At 40.1% G+C, this 18,793-nt stretch carries 13 protein-coding genes; 11 read left to right on the forward strand and 2 right to left on the reverse strand.

What is annotated here, in order from left to right; all coding sequences use genetic code 11:
- Positions 1-107 precede the first annotated feature (107 nt).
- A complete protein-coding gene (locus K7X70_RS03265) occupies positions 108-1,400 on the forward strand; it encodes a DASH family cryptochrome (protein WP_222535700.1) in 1,293 nt (430 codons plus the stop codon).
- On the opposite strand, the gene K7X70_RS03270 is transcribed toward K7X70_RS03265, so the two are convergent.
- Positions 1,397-1,891 (reverse strand): hypothetical protein, encoded by a 495-nt coding sequence (locus K7X70_RS03270; protein ID WP_222535701.1) that lies wholly within the window; start codon positions 1,889-1,891, stop codon positions 1,397-1,399. The genes K7X70_RS03265 and K7X70_RS03270 overlap by 4 nt on opposite strands.
- A gap of 349 nt (positions 1,892-2,240) precedes the next feature.
- Between K7X70_RS03270 and K7X70_RS03275 the strand changes: the two genes are divergently transcribed.
- From K7X70_RS03275 to K7X70_RS03320, 10 genes are all read left to right on the forward strand, one after another.
- The gene (locus tag K7X70_RS03275) at positions 2,241-2,945 is read left to right on the forward strand and encodes a LytR/AlgR family response regulator transcription factor (RefSeq protein ID WP_222535702.1); all 705 of its coding nucleotides are present in this window, start codon (positions 2,241-2,243) and stop codon (positions 2,943-2,945) included.
- A 461-nt stretch (positions 2,946-3,406) separates the two neighbouring features.
- On the forward strand, positions 3,407-6,199 hold the full coding sequence (locus K7X70_RS03280) for a 2-oxoglutarate dehydrogenase E1 component (RefSeq protein WP_222535703.1): 2,793 nt from the start codon (positions 3,407-3,409) through the stop codon (positions 6,197-6,199).
- Positions 6,200-6,218: 19 nt separating this feature from the next.
- Positions 6,219-7,439 carry a 2-oxoglutarate dehydrogenase complex dihydrolipoyllysine-residue succinyltransferase gene (gene odhB / locus K7X70_RS03285; RefSeq protein ID WP_222535704.1) on the forward strand — a complete coding sequence of 407 codons (1,221 nt, stop codon included), beginning with the start codon at positions 6,219-6,221 and terminating at the stop codon, positions 7,437-7,439.
- 127 nt (positions 7,440-7,566) lie between these two features.
- A complete protein-coding gene (locus tag K7X70_RS03290) occupies positions 7,567-8,454 on the forward strand; it encodes a sce7726 family protein (RefSeq protein ID WP_222535705.1) in 888 nt (295 codons plus the stop codon).
- 9 nt (positions 8,455-8,463) lie between these two features.
- Positions 8,464-9,402 (forward strand): sce7725 family protein, encoded by a 939-nt coding sequence (locus K7X70_RS03295; protein WP_222535706.1) that lies wholly within the window; start codon positions 8,464-8,466, stop codon positions 9,400-9,402.
- Between the two features lie 9 nt (positions 9,403-9,411).
- Positions 9,412-10,494 (forward strand): RES family NAD+ phosphorylase, encoded by a 1,083-nt coding sequence (locus K7X70_RS03300; protein ID WP_222535707.1) that lies wholly within the window; start codon positions 9,412-9,414, stop codon positions 10,492-10,494.
- 144 nt (positions 10,495-10,638) lie between these two features.
- Positions 10,639-11,244: an RNA polymerase sigma factor gene (locus K7X70_RS03305; RefSeq protein WP_222535708.1), complete on the forward strand. Its 606-nt coding sequence runs from the start codon at positions 10,639-10,641 to the stop codon at positions 11,242-11,244.
- A 57-nt stretch (positions 11,245-11,301) separates the two neighbouring features.
- A complete protein-coding gene (locus K7X70_RS03310; protein WP_222535709.1) occupies positions 11,302-12,489 on the forward strand; it encodes a FecR family protein in 1,188 nt (395 codons plus the stop codon).
- Between the two features lie 168 nt (positions 12,490-12,657).
- A complete protein-coding gene (locus K7X70_RS03315; protein ID WP_222535710.1) occupies positions 12,658-16,089 on the forward strand; it encodes a SusC/RagA family TonB-linked outer membrane protein in 3,432 nt (1,143 codons plus the stop codon).
- A 20-nt stretch (positions 16,090-16,109) separates the two neighbouring features.
- The gene (locus K7X70_RS03320) at positions 16,110-17,939 is read left to right on the forward strand and encodes a RagB/SusD family nutrient uptake outer membrane protein (RefSeq protein WP_222535711.1); all 1,830 of its coding nucleotides are present in this window, start codon (positions 16,110-16,112) and stop codon (positions 17,937-17,939) included.
- Positions 17,940-18,025: 86 nt separating this feature from the next.
- On the opposite strand, the gene K7X70_RS03325 is transcribed toward K7X70_RS03320, so the two are convergent.
- A complete protein-coding gene (locus K7X70_RS03325; protein ID WP_222535712.1) occupies positions 18,026-18,766 on the reverse strand; it encodes a head GIN domain-containing protein in 741 nt (246 codons plus the stop codon).
- Between the last annotated feature and the right edge of the window lie 27 nt (positions 18,767-18,793).

The following is an 18,793-nucleotide window of genomic DNA, read 5'->3' on the forward strand; positions in this document are numbered from 1 at the left end:
TTATCTTCAAATGTTTGTTGCGATTATGTAAATATTACTTTAGTAATTCGTACTAAGCTAAAAAATCGTATATTTTTGTAGAATTGATATTTAATTGACTTTCCTTAATGAAATCTAAAAGAATACTAGTCTGGTTTAGAAACGATCTTCGATTACACGACAATGAAATGTTGGTTGAAGCACTTGCTAAATCTGAAAGTATTTTACCGGTTTATTTTTTTGATCCTCAATATTTTCACGAAACCAGGTTTGAAACTTTGAAAACCGGTATCCATCGGGCAAAGTTTTTATTGGAAAGTGTGGCGGCCTTAAGGTTGTCTTTTCAGCAGCTTGGCGGAGATATTCTATTGGTTCAGGGAAGTCCGGAAGAGTTCATGACGAAACTTGTGGAGGATTTCGATATTTCTGAAGTCTACCATCATCGTGAGGTGGCTCCAGAAGAAACTTCTATCTCTACTAGAATGGAGGATCTTTTATGGAAGCAGAAGATCAATTTAAAACACTTTATCGGTCATACCTTATATAATAAGGAAGACCTTCCTTTTCCGATCAAGGATATTCCGGACGTTTTTGCACAATTCAAGAAAAAGACAGAGCGTGATGCCATGGTGAAGGCTTGTTTTTTAAGTCCTGAAGAGATCAGCTTTGTGGAAAATGAAGATTGGGGTGTTTTACCGACACTTGCTGATTTGGGTTTTGAAGAAAAACCCGGTGATTTTCCTGATTTTGCGCAGGTCGGCGGGGAAGATGCCGGATTAGCACACCTCAAGGAATTGCTGCTGGAAGGGGCGGAGATTCATCAAAAACCGGTAAAAAATACAGGGGATAAACAAGGTTTTACCTCCAGATTGTCGGGCTGGCTGTCTTTAGGCTGTTTATCGCCAAGAAAAGTATATTGGAAGTTGAAGGAAGCGGAAGCAGAATTTGGTGGCAATGCTAATTTCAATCAGATTTTGCTAGGCTTATTGTGGCGTGATTATTTCCGTTTCATGTTTAAAAAACACAGTATTGCCTTTTTTCAGGAACCCGATGATTTTGAAAAAGAATTTTTTAGTCCGACGGAAATTGGGCATCCTGACTTGCTGAAATGGAAACAAGGAACTACGGGGCACCCAATTATTGATCGCTATATGCAGGAGTTGAATGCGCAGGGGTATATTACCCATACTGGGCGTTTATTGGTCGCTACTTATCTGATTCATGTTCTAAAGATTCATTGGACCAATGGTGCAGTCTATTTTGAAGAAAAACTGATTGATTATGCACCGGCAAGCAATTGGGGCAACTGGGCAAATGTTGCCGGAGTAGGAAAGGACATTAAATCTAAAAACACTTTCGACCTGGATAAGCAGATCAAATTATTGGAAACAGCCGTTTCTGATGCACCTTCTATGGCTTAACTCATTTTTTTAATCCTATCTATCACACTGATGTCGTCATCTGCTGCCCTGATGACCAGGATTTGCTTGCTGTTTTCAATATTTAACACCCACAGCGTCACATCTGCTGTTCTTACCTTGATGCCAGAAGTGATGTTATAATCTTTATATTGATTTTGAATTTTTTTTCTGATTTGATCAGGTACGTCTTTTTCTGAGCCATAAGAAAGGTGATAAACCAATTCTCCAGTTTTTGTAAACACGGCTTTATTCTTTTGATCATTAAGAATGAAATTAACGACAAACCTTTTGTTGACTTCGAACCATTTCGGGGCTGTGGCCTCTTTAAATAGTTCGTTGAATGAGTTGGAAACCCGTTCTGAGACCACCGCTTCTGTGGTGTTTCCCTTAATGATTACCGTTTCCAGCGTAGTAATCTGCGCATTCACATTTTTCACACCCATGAAAACTAAGGAAGCGCTGATGGCGAGGGGAATTATTAACTTTTTCATCTTTAATTTGTTTAATTATCCTAAATATCGGCGTGTCCGCTATATGAAAAATCAAATTTATCTGGATGTCGGCAGTCCCTGTTTATACAACCTGTTTATAGCACTGAAGTCCTTTTGACCCCTTTAATTGGTAGTTGATGAGTGATTTTGAGTGGTTTGCAGATGTTTTTATGTCGTTTAATGGAAAACGTTTTGGCTCAGTCGGATGTTGTTAAACAATTGTGTTGTTTTTCTGTTTTATAGCCTTTACTGAATTCATCCCTGATTTTGTTTTTTGCTAAATGTGGTCAGCTAAGTGGTATCGCTTGACTGAGCTGGGATTTTGTAATTTTTCAAATAGATGTGAAAGATGAATTTAAAATGTTTACTGGTAGACGATGAATTGGTTTCGCAAAAGGTACTCAAGCAGTACATCAGCCTTGTGGAACAGCTGGAATTGGTAGGCTGCTGCAGCAATGCTTTTCAGGCTATGGAGATTTTAAAAACGGAGAAAGTGGATTTAATTTTCCTGGATATACAAATGCCTAAATTATTAGGTACAAGTCTGATAAAAACGCTGCAGCATCCCCCCAAAGTCATTTTCGTAACCGCCTATCCGGAATATGCTGTGGAAGCCTTTGAACTGGATGCCGTGGATTTTCTTTTAAAACCAATTAGTTTGGAGCGGTTTTTAAAAGCAGTAAATAAAGCAATCGACAGGGGAGCTGTACTGGATGATCGATTGCGTGGAGCGGGTGTGGAGTTTATTTGTTTTCGCGCAAATAGAAAGACGGTGAAAGTTTTTCTGGAGCATATTATCTATATAGAAAGCGTAAAAGATTATGTCAAAATATACCGGGATCAGGAATCTCCTTTAATAGTGAAACATTCACTAAGTGCATTGGAAGCGATGTTATCCCCTCATTCCTTCCTACGTATCCACAGGTCTTTCATTGTATCCATAAAGCGGATCACAGCTTTTACGAGTTATGATGTAGAAATTGAGGGGCTTGAATTACCAATAGGAAGGCGTTTCGCAAGCCAGGTGAAGCGACTTTCTTTAAAGGGAAGCTAGTTGGAACCCGTACTCCTATTCGTTTTATAGCGAAGAAGACCTGAAGCTACTCCTTAATGTTCTGGCTTTGAAGGAGATTAGCTATAAGATCAGTAAGATTGCCAGAAGCGTCAGAAATGTATGAAAATGGCCTGCTTTTTGCAAAGTATTTGGAAACTCCTTATTCAGATCTTAAAAAAGTTGAAGACTCGTATCGGCCTGATTTTGCTTTTACGGTTTTAACTTCTTTAAATCTGGGGAAAAATATTAATAAATTATAGGTAAAGTTATGGATCACCTCAACGTGCCCCTATTAGTGACCGGCAGTTTAATCTCTGAATTTGATGTCCTTGTACAGGATCGGCTTACGCTGCTAAAGAATGTCCTTGATATGACGGATTTTTTGGAATATTTATAGAGAAAATTGCCTTACTTAATAGGTAAAATCCTAATTTTGCTTCAATATAGCATATTCACACATAATGGATAATTTATCTTATCTCAGCGGCGAAAACGCCGAATACGTAGAGTCCCTTTATCAAGCATTTAAGGAAGATCCCAATTCGGTTGAATTTGGTTGGCAGAAATTTTTTGAAGGCTTTGACTTTGGGAGAAGCTCATCTCCGGTTACAGGAGAAGAAACCCCTGAACATTTCCTAAAAGAAGTTAGTGTTTTAAACATGATCAACGGTTACCGTCAGCGTGGCCACCTGTTTACACATACTAACCCGGTTAGAGAAAGACGCAAGCACTTGCCAACTTTAGATCTGGTAAATTTCAATTTGTCTGACGCCGATCTTGATACTGTATTCAATGCAGGTATTGAGCTGGGCATCGGAGCGGTTAAATTAAGCGAAATTGTGGCTTTCTTAAATCAGACTTACTGCAGTTCGATCGGTGCGGAGTACAAGTACGTACGTACCCCTGAAGTATTGTCATGGATTGAGAAAAAAATGGAAAGTGTTCGTAACACGCCTAATTTCTCTATTGAGGAGAAAACAAGGATCCTGACCAAATTGAATGAGGCCGTATGCTTTGAGAATTTCCTGGGTACAAAGTTCCTTGGACAAAAAAGATTCTCTCTGGAAGGTGCTGAGGCATTGATTCCGGCATTGGACTCTGTGATTGAAAAAGGTGCCGCTTTAGGTATTGAAGAGTTTGTGATTGGTATGGCGCATCGTGGAAGGCTGAACGTTTTGGCTAACATTATGCAGAAATCCTATAAAGATATTTTTGCTGAATTTGAAGGTAAAGGATATAGCGCAGAATCACCATTTGGTGGTGATGTGAAGTATCACTTAGGTTATTCTACGGACGTAACCACCAACAATGGCAGCAATGTTCACTTGAGTTTATGCCCTAACCCTTCTCACCTGGAAACAGTAAACGGAGTGGTCGAAGGGATGACCAGGTCGAAAATTGATTTCAAATATGATGGTGATGATGCTCGCATTGCACCAATCCTGATTCATGGTGATGCTTCTATCGCTGGTCAGGGGATTGTTTATGAAGTCATTCAGATGGCTGGACTGGACGGTTATAAAACCGGCGGTACCATTCACCTGATCATCAACAACCAGATCGGTTTCACTACGAACTATAAAGATGCCCGTTCGAGTACTTACTGTACAGATATTGCTAAAGTAACCTTATCCCCGGTTTTCCATGTAAATGGAGACGATGTAGAGGCCTTGGTTTATGCAATTAATCTGGCTATGGAGTACCGTCAGAAATATAAAAATGATGTGTTCATCGATATTTTATGCTACCGTAGATTCGGTCATAATGAGTCGGATGAGCCTAAATTTACCCAGCCTTTATTGTATAAAGCAATTGAGCAGCATGCAAATCCTCGTGATATTTATGTTGATCAGCTGGTTAAAGAAGGTAAATTAGAAGCATCTGCTGCGAAAACAATGGAAAAAGATTTCCGTGGTATTTTGCAAGGCTGTTTAAATGAAGCAAAAGCGATCACTTCTACGTATCAGGATGTGAAATTTGGTGGGGCATGGAAAGACATGCGTATTGCTACCGTGAAAGATTTTGAAGTTTCTCCGGATACCTCAGTAGATGCGGCGACTTTATTGAGCGTTGCAGAAAGCATCAGTACTTTGCCTTCAGACCGAAAGTTCTTCAAGAAAATTGAGAAACTTTTTGATGAGCGTAGCAAAATGGCAAAAACTTCTCATGTGTTCGATTGGGCAATGGGTGAGCAATTGGCTTATGGTACGTTATTAAGTGAAGGCAAACGTGTTCGTTTAAGCGGTCAGGATGTGGAAAGAGGAACTTTCTCTCACCGTCATGCCGTGTTAACCTTAGAAGATTCTGAAGAAGAATACATCCCATTGGCGCATGTTTCTAAAGATCAGGCTTCTTTTGATATTTACAATTCACACTTGTCTGAGTATGGTGTATTGGGCTTTGAATATGGTTATGCCATGGCAAATCCGAATGCATTAACGATTTGGGAAGCCCAATTTGGTGATTTCTTTAACGGTGCTCAGATCGTAGTGGATCAATATATTGCCAGTGCAGAAACGAAATGGCAGCGTGAAAATGGTTTGGTGATGTTATTGCCACATGGTTATGAAGGTCAAGGTCCGGAACACTCTTCCGCACGTATTGAGCGTTTCATGGAGCTATGTGCAGATTATAACATGCAAGTTGCCAACTGTTCAACGCCAGCGAATTTCTTCCATGCAATCCGCAGACAATTTAAACGTGATTTCAGAAAGCCATTGGTGGTATTTACACCGAAAAGTCTGTTACGTCACCCTGCCTGTGTCTCTAAATTAACCGACTTCACTGAAGGTAAATTCCAGGAAGTGATTGATGATACAAATGTGAAAGCTGCTGAAGTAACCAGAGTATTGTTCTGCAGCGGTAAGATCTATTATGAGTTGTTGGAAAAACAACAAAAGGAAAAGATCAATCAGGTAGCGATTGTAAGGGTAGAGCAATTGTACCCGACACCAGTAGCACAGATGGAAGCGGTTTATGCGAAATATAAAAATGCAACTGAAGCAGTTTGGGTTCAGGAAGAACCTGAAAACATGGGTGCATGGCCATATTTGTTACGTAGACTAAGAAAAACTATCTTTAGTGATATTGAAGTGATTTCAAGAAAAGAGAGCAGCAGTACAGCTTCTGGTTTTGCAAAACAACATGCTGATCAGCAAGCGTATATTTTAGCTAAATCTTTTGAATTACCTGTTTCTAAAGGAGACAAAGACATCGCTAAAAAGTCTGTGAGTAAAGTATATAATGTAGATTAGAAAATATAATACATCAGTTATGAGTATAGAAATAAAAGTTCCGCCAGTAGGCGAGTCAATTACCGAAGTTGTTTTATCACGTTGGGTGAAAAATGATGGTGATGCAGTAGAAATGGATGAAGTAATTGCGGAATTAGAATCTGATAAAGCAACTTTTGAATTAACTGCAGAACAGGCTGGAACTTTAAGGATTGTAGCTGCCGAAGGTGATACCCTGGCAATAGGTGCAGTTGTTTGTAATATTGAAGAAGGTGGAGCTGCTCCTGCAGCGAAAGCTGAAGAGGCACCAAAAGCCGCTGTTGCTGAAGATAAAGCTGCTGCTCCTGTAGCTGCTGCAAAATCTGGCGATAGTTATGCTACTGGTACGCCATCTCCTTCTGCCGGAAAGATCCTTGCTGAAAAAGGCGTGGATGCTGCTGCTGTAAAAGGTACTGGTGTTGACGGTAGAATCACTAAAGAAGATGCTTTAAAAGCAGAAAAAGCAGCGCCTAAGAAAGCTGCAGCTCCTGCTGCCCCAGTTGTAGCTGCTGTTGCAGGTGCAAGAGGAGAGCGCAGACAAAAGATGTCGCCATTGCGTAAAACTGTTGCCAAACGTTTGGTAGCTGTGAAAAACGAAACCGCAATGCTGACTACTTTCAACGAGGTAAACATGAAACCAATCATGGACCTTCGTTCGAAATATAAAGATCAGTTTAAAGAAAAATATGGTGTTGGTCTAGGTTTCATGAGTTTCTTCACAAAAGCAGTTTGTGAAGCAGCAAAAGATTTCCCGGCAGTAAACGCTAGAATCGATGGTGAAGAGGTAGTTTACAATGATTTTGTAGATGTTTCTATCGCTGTTTCTGCACCAAAAGGATTGGTTGTTCCAATCATCAGAAATGCAGAAAGCATGACTTTAGCTCAGATTGAGAAAACTGTAATTGAATTGGCTACTAAAGCTCGTGATAGCAAATTGACTATCGAAGAGATGACAGGTGGTACATTTACAATCACTAACGGTGGTGTATTCGGTTCCATGATGTCTACGCCAATTATCAACTCTCCACAATCAGCGATTTTAGGTATGCACAACATTATTGAGCGCCCTATCGCAGAAAAAGGTGAGGTGGTGATTCGTCCAATGATGTATTTGGCCTTGTCTTACGACCACAGAATCATTGATGGTAGAGAATCAGTAGGTTTCTTAGTAAGAGTGAAACAATTATTAGAAGATCCAGCTAGATTGCTATTAGGTATCTAAGCTTGTTTTGAGCATATAAGAAATCCCCGTATCAATAGGATGCGGGGATTTTTTTGTTTGTGAAGCCTAGAAAGTTTTGACGAGGGCTGCGATAAATTAATTTATCTTTGAGCGTTAGTAACTTTGTATGATGACTTCAACTCCTTTGAGTTCTTCTGCTAATTTCTGTGCATTGGCCAAAATAGTGTCCAATGCGGGTTTACAGCGGATGATGTTTGAGGGGAGTTTCCATCCTTATGGCCGAAAAATGAAAATGCTGCTAAAGAAAACAGGTGTAAACCTGGAGAAAAAGTCCAGTTTTTCTGAACTTTTAGCAGTTTGCCATACACAATTGCTGCAGCATTACAGACATGAATACCTGTACAAAGCGGCATTGTTGAATAGTTATGTGCTACACCATTACTCTCTTGAGGATAGCATACTTTTGAATGAGTTTAAAATCGGAAATTCAAAAGCCGATGCGGTTCTTATTAACGGAACGAATAAAGTTTTTGAAATTAAAACCGAGCTTGACAGCCCTGATCGACTACTAACGCAGGTTAATGATTATTATAAAGCCTTTTCCGAGGTCTATATTGTGATTCATCATTCGGCAGTAGACAAATATATTGGCCTCATAGATGAGCACGTTGGTATTCTGCTACTTAGTCCGAAGCATACGATCACCACTTTACGTTCAGCGCAGTGCCATGATCATGGCTTAGATATACCCGCCATGATGAAAGCACTCCGGAAGGAGGAATACCTTCAGGTGGTTAAAAATCTTTGTGGTAGTGTTCCTATAGCAACACCTGTTCAATTATTTAAATCCTGCCTGAATGTGTTGTTAGAGTTCTCTGCCATTGCAGTTCAAACAGAGTTTCTAAGGGTGATTAAACAGCGAATTAATCCACTAACGAATCAGCTGGTTCAAAATCCATTGATTCCAGACGCGTTGCGTTTTTCTTGTTATAGTCATAATTTGAACGAAAATGATTATCTTAGTTTAATTGATAAATTAAATTATAAGATTTAAATCGACGTTATGTACCTGCCTTTCTTAAGAGGAAAACAATATGAGCTGCTAGCTTTAAGAGAGCTTAGTACCCTGCCGCTGGATTTCTCAAAAATTTCCCCAATCATTGAGCCGGTTAAAAAAGAACTGAAGAGTATCGCTACAGCAATTAAAATTATGGACAAACTGGGGGTTATTGTCCAGCTTGTGGTGAACCCAGAGCATGGAGATCTCAAAAAATCAAACGATCAGATCTTTGATTTTATTGAACAAATGTCGTCGGATGGCCATGAGAATATTTTGCCAACCTATCTGATTTCAAATGAACGGGACTTTACTTTTTTAAAAGTAAACGGGGAGGCAAGAGATCATTTTAATACCGGATATTCATTGATTCATTTAAACCAGATTTCTAGTGCAAATGACTTAAAGGCGCTGGTAAATTCGACGGAAATTCGCTTTAATATTATCCACGTAAATCATTTGATCGCCCTGCGCCGTGGATATACAAATGGTACACTTGGTTTTTTGAGTGATCCTTTTGTAAAGCAGAAAAGAAATGTAGATTATGAAGACCTGGAAGATGAAATTTTTTCAAGTGACTATTTCCATTATAAAAATGAAGGTTTTAGTGTTTTTTCAGATTACCTGAGCATAGGTGCAGGGTTCATGGAGGGTGGCATGCTTCCTTATGCTGTAGTCATCCACCTGACTTATAAAGACGAACATAGCGATGATATTCGCATCAAGCATTTTCTTTCCGATAGTAATGAAGATGCTAGTGATACCGCTGGAAAATTTGGAGAAGCATTAACAAAACTGGTCACTTTTATAGATGAGGAGCATATCCATACTATTGCTTCCGAACATTTTAGGGATTACCACAATAGGGGCGCATTTCCTGGTTTAGGTATGTTGAAAAAACTGTCCATCATGCATCACATTGAATTGATTCAGTCTTTAATTTAAGGGGGGAATATGAATTGTTGTACGAATTGCTTTTCCGATCAAGGATTGAAAAGCAGGATTGAGGCAGCCTCTTCGGTAAAAGGTAATTGTGATTTCTGTGATTCTAAAGGGATGGTAATCTTAGCTTGTGAAGCATTATCCGAACCGTTTGAGCAGCTTTTCGAATTATATGTCAATCATCCAACTGCAGAGAAATCGCTGAAACATGAATACCCGGTTTTATTGCATGAACATTTGAGAACCTATTGGAAAACGCTTTTTAATACTGCTCTTTTGAAAGATAAGGACATTAAACAATTGGTGAATCAGATTGGCCGTGGAACTGAACTGTTTAACGCAGATTTATTTGAAACACCAGTGGAATTATCCCTTCTAGTAGGAACAAAAGCAGTACCTGCGGAAGATCTTGAGCTGAAGTGGGACTTGTTTTCACAGGAGATCAAAAGAACGAATCGTTTTTTTATTAGTGAAATGATCGATACTGATACCTTAAATTCAGTATTGGCACGTTTAGTTATTACTCATCCTGTAGGGACGGTCTTTTACCGCGCCCGAATTTCTGATGCTTTACTTTCCAATAAGGAGTTGGGGAAACCTCCGTATGCACTGACTACGCCAGGCAGAGCCAATCCTGTAGGAATTCCCTATTTATACGTTTCGGATAGTGAGGAAACCACACTGTATGAAACACGGGTAGCACTTCATGAGGGGATTTCGATTGGAAAATTTGTATTAACTGAACCACTCAATGTAATCTCATTAAAAAATATCGCCAATTTCGGTCCATTTGAAATTTTGGACAGAGGCTTTGTGACGGAAGAATTTATTCGATTTCGGCCCTATTTACAAAAACTGGAAAATGAACTTTCCAAGCCGGTACGAAAACAGGATGTACATCTTGATTATTTGCCTACCCAGTTTCTTTGCGAATACATAAAGTCAGAGGGGTTTGACGGTGTCGAATACAAAAGCGCTATGAATGAAAATGGTTACAATCTGGCAATTTTTAACGATCATAAGTTAAACATAGCAGGATCTGTTCAGTATAAGGTGAATAACCTAAAATATGATTGGGGATTTTATACTGGCTAATCCTGATTTAGTAACATTCAAAATCCTTTATAAGCGGAGAGGTGGTCTCATCAGTTGAGAGGTGTCGTTCTACAGATCAAACGGGCTGTTTATCTCAGTTAAGTTATTATATTTGGTTCTCAACTTAGACAAATATTACGTGGAATGGCTGAGCAACAGGTTCAAGATATTGGCCAGATAGAATTGCTGCTTAAACTTAGAAATGGTGATGAATCTGCATTCACCTATTTTTATAAGTTGTATAGCGGACAGATGTATGTAAACATCCTGAAAATGGTGAAAGATGAACAAATTGCTGAAGAACTTGTTCAAGAGCTTTTTACTAAAATCTGGCATAAACGGGAAGTGATCCATCATGCCATCGATTTTAAAGCATATCTCTATAAAATAGGACAAAACCTGGTCTATGATTTCTTTAGAAAACTGCAGCGCAATCAGCAAATGCAGGAGCGATTTCGTCAGGTGGTCACTGAATATTATTCCCATATTGAAGAATCGCTGCATTTAAAAGAAAGTGAACAGCTGCTGGAAAAGGCATTAGGCAAATTGTCTGCTCAGCAAAGAAAAGCATATCAGCTCTGTAAAATGGATGGTTATACCTACAAAGAAGCTGCAGAAGAAATGGGAATATCTGTCCATACGGTAAAGGAGTATTTAACGAGGGCTAATTTCTTAGTCAAAGAATACCTGATGGGTCACCTTGACATCTCGATGAGTATTTTATTCTTTTTAATATTTAAATATAAATAAAATAGCCCCCCCCCATATTATGTTTTGAAGCGTCTTTAGTCAAAGAATGCTTTGCAAATGAAGGATCATATCCCAGCGGAATTTTATAGGTTATTAAAGAATCAATGTTCTGATAAAGGATTTGAGTCTTTCCTTAATCAGGTGAATGAGGAGCAGTACCAGGGGGTTTATGGTCAATTAATTGCTGACACTTTAGCTGCGGAAGTTTCTCCTCAGGAGATTGACGCAAGTTTACAGAAACGTCTTGATCAGCGTTTGGCTCTTATTTTGGCCAGCAATAAACCGAAGCAAAGTCGGCTGCGTCCTCTTTTCAAATATGCCATTGCGGCCTCAATATTATTGACCGTTGGTGTGGCAATGGTATTTTTCGGCCGCAAAGAGTTTTCAAAATCAATAAATCCTCTCGCCAGAAAAATAATTGAGGCAGGTGGGCAAAAAGCAACATTAACCTTGTCGGATGGCTCCCAGCTGTTTTTAGACCATTTGAAAAATGGCGATCTGGCTAAAGAATCGGGGATTTCCATCGTGAAAACTAAAGATGGAGAATTGATCTATCAAAGTCTGGAAGTTCCAGAAGCTAGTCAGGTTGCTGCCAGCCACATTCCTCAGAAATATAATGTTCTCGAAACTCCTAAGGGAGGACAATATCAAATTGTCCTTCCTGATGGGACTAAAGTATGGCTCAATGCAGCTTCTTCTTTAAAGTTCCCTGCAAGTTTTGCTCAGGTGGAAAATCGGGAGGTAGAGTTAACCGGGGAAGCTTATTTCGAAGTTGCTAAAGACAAATTAAAGCCATTTAAAGTGATGGCGATAGCTGCTGATGGCCTAAGAGAAACCATAGAAGTATTAGGTACACATTTTAATATCAGCAGTTATGCGGATGAGTCTAAACTTCAAACCACACTGTTGGAAGGCTCGGTTAAGATCGGGGCGAAGGTACTTACACCAGGTCAGCAGTCTGTAAGGACTAAGACAGGCCTTAAAATCAAAGAAATTGATGTAGAGGAAGTGATTGCCTGGAAAAATGGTTTTTTTGTTTTTGAAAACGACAATTTGGAAGGTATCCTAAAGAAACTGTCTCGTTGGTATGATGTAACTATTGTATATGATGGCAGCCTCAATCACGTAAAAGTTATTGGGTCAGTAGCTCGCAGTACGGATTTGGAGCAGGTACTCCGCATGTTAGAAAAAACAGACAAGTTCAAATTTAAGCTAGAAGGAAGGAGGGTTTTTGTGATGCCATAATGCTACTGATGCTACTTGCTGATCTTTAAAAAACCGGAGTGTTCGTTGCACCCCGGTTATAAAAATTTGGATTAGTCAGCCAATTACGTTCAAATAATTTTTATCTGCAACCGAAGATGAAGGAGCATTCTTTTGTCCTCATTTTCCTAAACCAAACTAACCAAATGTATGAAAATTTACGATTTTAAATCGTACTGGAAATCCAGTATGGGAAAGAAAACTATACTCCGTATGAAGCTTACTGTTATGCTGCTAACCACAGTTCTGCTCCAGGTCAACGCTAGTTCCATTGCTCAAAAAAAAGTAACCCTATCTGAAACTAATGCAAGACTTGAAACAGTTTTAAAGTCAATAAAAAAACAAACCGGTTTTAATCTGCTCATTATTTCTACCAATATTGATGCAGCGAAACCAGTCACGATAAATGTTAAAAAAGCTTCCTTAGAAAGTGTTCTGGCGGCTTGTTTTATCAACCAGCCTTTAACCTATGTATTGGAACCTGGAACTATCATTGTCAAAGAGAGAACGTCTTTGCCCTCTAAGAAGAGCCTGGTGTTTTTCAAAGTTTCCGGCTCTGTAAAAGACGAAATGGGTTTGCCTATACCGGGTGTTTCCATTCGGGTAATGGGGACAGATAAAGGAACTGTTACCAGTAATATGGGTAAATATTCGATTGAAGCGGAGCTTAAGGATAGCTTAATCTTCGCCTATGTAGGCTACAAAACACAAACGATCGCGGTTCGGGGAATAGACGATATCAATGTGGTCATGCGTGCTGAAGAAAACAACCTGAAAGATGTAGTGGTGGTGGGCTATGGTACACAGAAAAAAGAGAGTGTAGTAAGTTCAATCAGCAGTGTAAAAGGGGAACAATTGAGGTTTCCAACCCGGGATCTGAGCAATAATATTGCAGGTCAGGTATCTGGTGTACTCGCTATTCAGCGTTCCGGGGAGCCGGGGTATGACAATTCCGAATTTTGGATTAGAGGGATCAGCACTTTTGCAGGAGGCAGTGCTCCCTTGATTCTGGTAGATGGGGTACCTAGAAAAATCAGTGATATTGAACCCGACGAAATTGAGACTTTCTCTGTTTTGAAAGATGCAGCTGCAACGGCCGTTTATGGGGCAGAAGGTGCCAATGGGGTCATCTTGATTACTTCAAAAAGAGGAAAAGTACAAAAGCCAGTGATTTCTTTTCGGACCGAACACAGCATTGCTAAACCTACACGGCTGCCTGAGTTTGTTGGTTCAGTAGATTACCTGAATTTATATAATGAAGCATTGGCAAACGATGGCTTGTCGCCTATATTTTCCGAAGAACTGATCGATAAATACCGTAATCAGGTGGATCTTGATCTTTATCCGAATACCAATTGGATGGATGAGCTATTGAAAAAAACGACGGCCACACATCGGTATACCATTAATGCCCGTGGTGGTACTGAAAAAGCACGGTACTTTGTGTCTGGTGCATATTATGGAGAAAGTGGCATGTTTAAAGATGACCCGGCTAATAAATATGATACGAATATAGGCCTGAAAAGATATAACCTGAGAAGTAATATAGATTTGGACGTTTCTAAATCTACAACGGTCAGTGTGGACTTGAGTGGACAATATTTGATGACCAATTATCCAGGTGTTGGAACTGCCAGCATATTCCGACAAATGTTATTGACGCCACCTTATGTTTTTCCTGCAGTATATAGTGATGGGACTATTGCGACCTACAGGCAGGAGCGCGACGCCAATATGCGGAATCCATACAATCAATTGATGAATTCCGGGTATGCTAAAGAATGGAGAAGTGGCATACAGTCCAATGTACGTATTGTTCAGAAGCTGGACTTTATCACAGAAGGACTTTCCTTAAGGGGGAATGTCAGTTATGATTATGATGGGAATTTCATCTCCCGCAGGGGCTTTAATCCAAGTCGTTATTTCGCGACCGGAAGAGATGCAAATGGCAAGCTGATCTTCTCAAAAACCTTTTCAGGAAACCCGGATCTAGGCGCTGCAGTTCCGGAAAGCAGTTCGGTAAAGAAAATTTATATGGAAAGTTCATTGAACTATAACCGGACTTTTGGAAAGCATACCCTAGGTGCAATGGGCTTGTACATGCAAAAAGAAACCCAGAATTGGAATGATCCATTGGCGTTTAGGAAGCAAAGTGTGGTAGGTAGGGCAACCTATGGTTATGATGATCGATATTTTGTAGAAGGGAATTTCGGTTATACCGGTAGTGAGGCTTTTGCAAAGGAATTCCGCTTTGGATTTTTTCCTGCTGTGGGAATTGGGTATCAGGTATCTAATGAGAACTTTTATCCGGAGGCCTTGAAACAGGTGCTTTCAAATCTAAAACTGCGGGCTTCCATTGGGCGTACCGGGAATGATAACACTGGAACGGCAAGGTTTTTATATCGCCCAACGTATACCATGGATGCCGCAGGCTTCAACCAGGGGATCGGTTCTTCAGGAGGAATAAATGGTTATGGAGCTGGAATTGTAGAAGGCAGATTTGAAGCGCCATATTTGGTTTGGGAGATTGAAGACAAACAGAATTATGGTGTTAACCTGGGCTTGTTTAATGGTAGAATTGAGATTGAAGCGGATTATTTCAAATCTGAAAGGTCAGGCATCCTGCTGCAAAGAAAGACCATCCCAAATCTTGCAGGCTTCAGATCCGCACCATGGCAAAATTTTGGGAAGGTGAAGAACCATGGTTTTGATGGGACAATTAATGCCCGACAAAATTTTGGGGAATTTAAATTGAGTGGCAGAGGTACTTTTACTTTCGCCAGAAACAAGATCACTGAGTTTGATGAACTGAGACAACCCTATCCATGGATGGCGACTACAGGAACAAGAGTTGGAGAACAGGTGCTTTACATCGCAGATGGACTTTACACCAATGATGATTTTACAATTAGCAACAATAGCAATGGAACTAAATCCTATCGGCTAAAGCCAGGTTTGCCAACCCCAACATTAGGGGGGTTAATCGGTCCTGGAGATATTAAATACAAAGACTTAAATGGAGATGGAAAAATTGATACCTATGACAGGCAAAGAGGCGGGCATTCCTATCCAGATAAGCCTGAAATTGTCTATGGATTTGGTTTAAATGCAGAGTATAAAGGCTTTTATGCCAGTGCTTTTTTTCAGGGAACGTCTAATACTTCTGTGATTTTAGGTGGCTTAACCCCTGAGGGATGGTATCCGTTCTCCTGGGGAAATGACCAGTCCAACTATAGGACTTTTGCGTTAGACAGGTGGACCGAAGCCAATCCGAATCAAAATGCACTGATGCCGAGAATCCACAGTGGGAATACCAATAATGCGAACAATACAGTAGCGAGTACCTTTTGGCTAAGGAGCGGTAATTTTCTCCGACTTAAAAACGTAGAGGTTGGTTACAATTTACCAAAGTCATTTTTAAAGAAAGTCCTGCTGCAAACGGCAAGGGTTTATGTAATGGGCTATAATCTGGGTGTTTGGGATGACATTAAATACTGGGATCCTGAAGTTGGAAATATCAATGGAGGAAATGCTTATCCATTACCAAGTACTTATACGTTCGGTTTAGAAGTGACTTTTTAAAAACCTTTAAATAATATAACATGAAATTAAAAATATGTGTCATTATAGTTTTCTTAATGTCAGCCTTGACTGCTTGTAAGAAAAGTTATTTAGATGTATCAGATGAATTGGCTGGGGGCCTAACCTCCACAGATCAGATTTTTGAAAATCCGGGTTATACAAAGCGATGGTATGCTAATGTGATGTCTGGTGTTCCCGATTATTCGACCATCATTGGTGTGGGTATGAGCGGGATTCAAAATCCATGGACGGCCATGACTGACGAGCTCACGGTGGGTTATGGGGATGCAGCAAGATATAATATTTCTGCGAAGAACAGCACAAATATGGGCTTTCAACGATGGGGAACACTTTATCCTTTGATCCGACAGGCAAATATTTTTCTGGATAAGGCAAAGCCCATTATGGCATCAGGAACGGATGCAGATCAGCTGACTGAAGCTGAATTTAACATCATGAAAGCAAATACCTTGTTTATGCGGGCTTATTACCATTATTTGCTGTTTGAGCAATATGGACCCATTCCGATTCTTGATCGCGTTTTGGCACCTACAGATGATCTGGATTTACCTAGGCAATCTGTAGACGAAGTGCTTGCTTTTATTGATAAGGAATTGACCAATGCTGCTACTTTACTGCCTCAGTCGGCAATTACTGATGAGCAGTATCTTGCAAATCCAACCAAAGGTGTGGCACTGGCGGTGAAAGCAAAATTGTGGATGTATGCCGCAAGTCCATTGTTGAATGGGGGATATACGCCAGCTTTGAGTCTCATGAACCCAGATGGAAAACGGTTATTCCCGGCAAAAGATCCTGCCAAATGGACAAAAGCCGTAAACGCTTTAAAAGAACTTATAGATTTTGCCGAGCAGGGGAACTATGAATTGTATAAGGCTTATACCAATGGTGCCCTTGATCCTGAAAAATCAGTGTATGATCTTTTTCAGGTGTATAATAAAGAGATCATTTGGGCGACCGCAAAAAATGGATATGGGGGGATGGATGGCGATCAATTAGACCGTCGGTCTACGCCTAGAAGCGAGCCTAACGGTTTAGGAAGTACTGGTGTGCTGCAGGAACTGGTGGATGATTTTTATATGAAAGATGGTTTGCCTATCAATAATGCTGGATTTTTACCTGCTTCGCCCTTGTATTCAGAGACTGGTAAAAGCCCTTATAATGGCGTTAATGTATCTAATATGTACCTCAATAGGGAAGCACGTTTTTATAATACGGTATTTTTTGCAGGAAGGAAGTGGCACATTTCAAACAAAGAGATTAATTTCTTTGTAGGTTCTCCTAATGACCGCAGTGGTCAGTACACGGTGAGTGGTTATATGCTTTATAAACGTTTCAATAGAAAAGTACATAAAACCAGTCCGGGGGTAGCGAGTGTATTCAGGCCTTCTATTGTTTTCAGGTTAGCAGAGTTTTATTTGCTCTATGCTGAGGCCTTGAATGAAGTGGATCCTTCCAATGCAATGGTGTTAAAATATGTGAACTTGGTGAGAGAAAGAGCAGGAATTCCTAAGTTGGAAACCCTTAATCCTTCGATTTCAGGGAATCAGGAATTACAGCGATCAGCGATCAGAAGAGAGAGCAGGGTAGAACTTTGCACAGAAGGACAGCGCTATTTTGACGTGCGGCGCTGGATGATTGCCGAAAATCCTTCTGGGAAGGATAAGCAAGGCGGTGCCTTTTATGGGATGAATATGAACGGTGATGCGAATACTTTTTTTCAGCGATCGGTAGTAGAAACCAGGGTGTTTGAAACAAAACAATACCTTCAACCTATTGCCTATAACGAATTAGAGAAAGGAAAAAACCTGGTACAGAATCCGGGTTGGTAATCCAATAAAAATGGCCTGAAATCTTAATTTCAGGCCATTTTGTTTCAGTATTTTCCATTTATAAACAGCGCTTGCTGTTTTTTTGCTTAATCTACTTTTCTGACTCTTCCAGATCCTGAAGATGCTTTGCTTACGGAGCTTGGATTTCCAGTATAATTTACGCTTCCTGAACCGCTGGTAGCAGCGTCAATACTTTTTTGTACATCAATATAAACTGATCCGGAACCGCTAACATGTGCATCCACATTTTCTGCTGAGAATGCTCTGCCCGAAAAACCTCCGGATCCACTCACTGCGATGTCTGCTTTTTTTGCTTTTCCGCTGATGTTTACACCACCGGAACCGCTCACTGCTGCATCAAAGGTCTGTGCATTCACTGTCGCTTTAATGTTTCCTGATCCGCTAAGCGCTACATCCAATGAATTGGTATTGATGGTTTGTTCCACTTCAATACTTCCTGATCCCGATAAGGCCAGACTGGTTAATTTTTTAACCGTAATGTAAGCCGTAACCCTGGTATTGTTGGAGTTATTCTTGAACCATCGTTTCCATTCTGAGTTTTTAGGTCTGATGGACAGCGTACCATTTTTTACTTCTGTGATCAGCTGGTCTATCACTTCCTGATCACCTTCCAGCCTTAAGCTTTCCGTATTTCCTATTTTTACATAGGTTTTGATGGAACCTCCAATGGCAATGCCTGTGAAATTGCTCACTTTTCTTTCTTCATCCAATAAATGGGAAGCGCTGATCCTTATAGGTGAAGTGGCCTGACTATGTAATCCCAGGCTCAATAATGCAAATGTTAGTATTAAACTTAATCTTTTCATATTGTTTCGGTTTTCTATAAGACGCGA

Origin of the sequence: Pedobacter polysacchareus, from assembly GCF_019802255.1 — a bacterium.
Taxonomy (GTDB): Bacteria; Bacteroidota; Bacteroidia; order Sphingobacteriales; family Sphingobacteriaceae; genus Pedobacter; species Pedobacter polysacchareus.

What these genes read in the sequence shown, in the direction of transcription:
- K7X70_RS03265 (WP_222535700.1), top strand. Translation starts at nt 108, where the DNA reads ATGAAATCTAAAAGAATACTAGTCTGGTTTAGAAACGATCTTCGATTA.
- K7X70_RS03270 (WP_222535701.1), bottom strand. Translation starts at nt 1,891, where the DNA reads ATGAAAAAGTTAATAATTCCCCTCGCCATCAGCGCTTCCTTAGTTTTC.
- K7X70_RS03275 (WP_222535702.1), top strand. Translation starts at nt 2,241, where the DNA reads ATGAATTTAAAATGTTTACTGGTAGACGATGAATTGGTTTCGCAAAAG.
- K7X70_RS03280 (WP_222535703.1), top strand. Translation starts at nt 3,407, where the DNA reads ATGGATAATTTATCTTATCTCAGCGGCGAAAACGCCGAATACGTAGAG.
- odhB (WP_222535704.1), top strand. Translation starts at nt 6,219, where the DNA reads ATGAGTATAGAAATAAAAGTTCCGCCAGTAGGCGAGTCAATTACCGAA.
- K7X70_RS03290 (WP_222535705.1), top strand. Translation starts at nt 7,567, where the DNA reads ATGATGACTTCAACTCCTTTGAGTTCTTCTGCTAATTTCTGTGCATTG.
- K7X70_RS03295 (WP_222535706.1), top strand. Translation starts at nt 8,464, where the DNA reads ATGTACCTGCCTTTCTTAAGAGGAAAACAATATGAGCTGCTAGCTTTA.
- K7X70_RS03300 (WP_222535707.1), top strand. Translation starts at nt 9,412, where the DNA reads ATGAATTGTTGTACGAATTGCTTTTCCGATCAAGGATTGAAAAGCAGG.
- K7X70_RS03305 (WP_222535708.1), top strand. Translation starts at nt 10,639, where the DNA reads ATGGCTGAGCAACAGGTTCAAGATATTGGCCAGATAGAATTGCTGCTT.
- K7X70_RS03310 (WP_222535709.1), top strand. Translation starts at nt 11,302, where the DNA reads ATGAAGGATCATATCCCAGCGGAATTTTATAGGTTATTAAAGAATCAA.
- K7X70_RS03315 (WP_222535710.1), top strand. Translation starts at nt 12,658, where the DNA reads ATGAAAATTTACGATTTTAAATCGTACTGGAAATCCAGTATGGGAAAG.
- K7X70_RS03320 (WP_222535711.1), top strand. Translation starts at nt 16,110, where the DNA reads ATGAAATTAAAAATATGTGTCATTATAGTTTTCTTAATGTCAGCCTTG.
- K7X70_RS03325 (WP_222535712.1), bottom strand. Translation starts at nt 18,766, where the DNA reads ATGAAAAGATTAAGTTTAATACTAACATTTGCATTATTGAGCCTGGGA.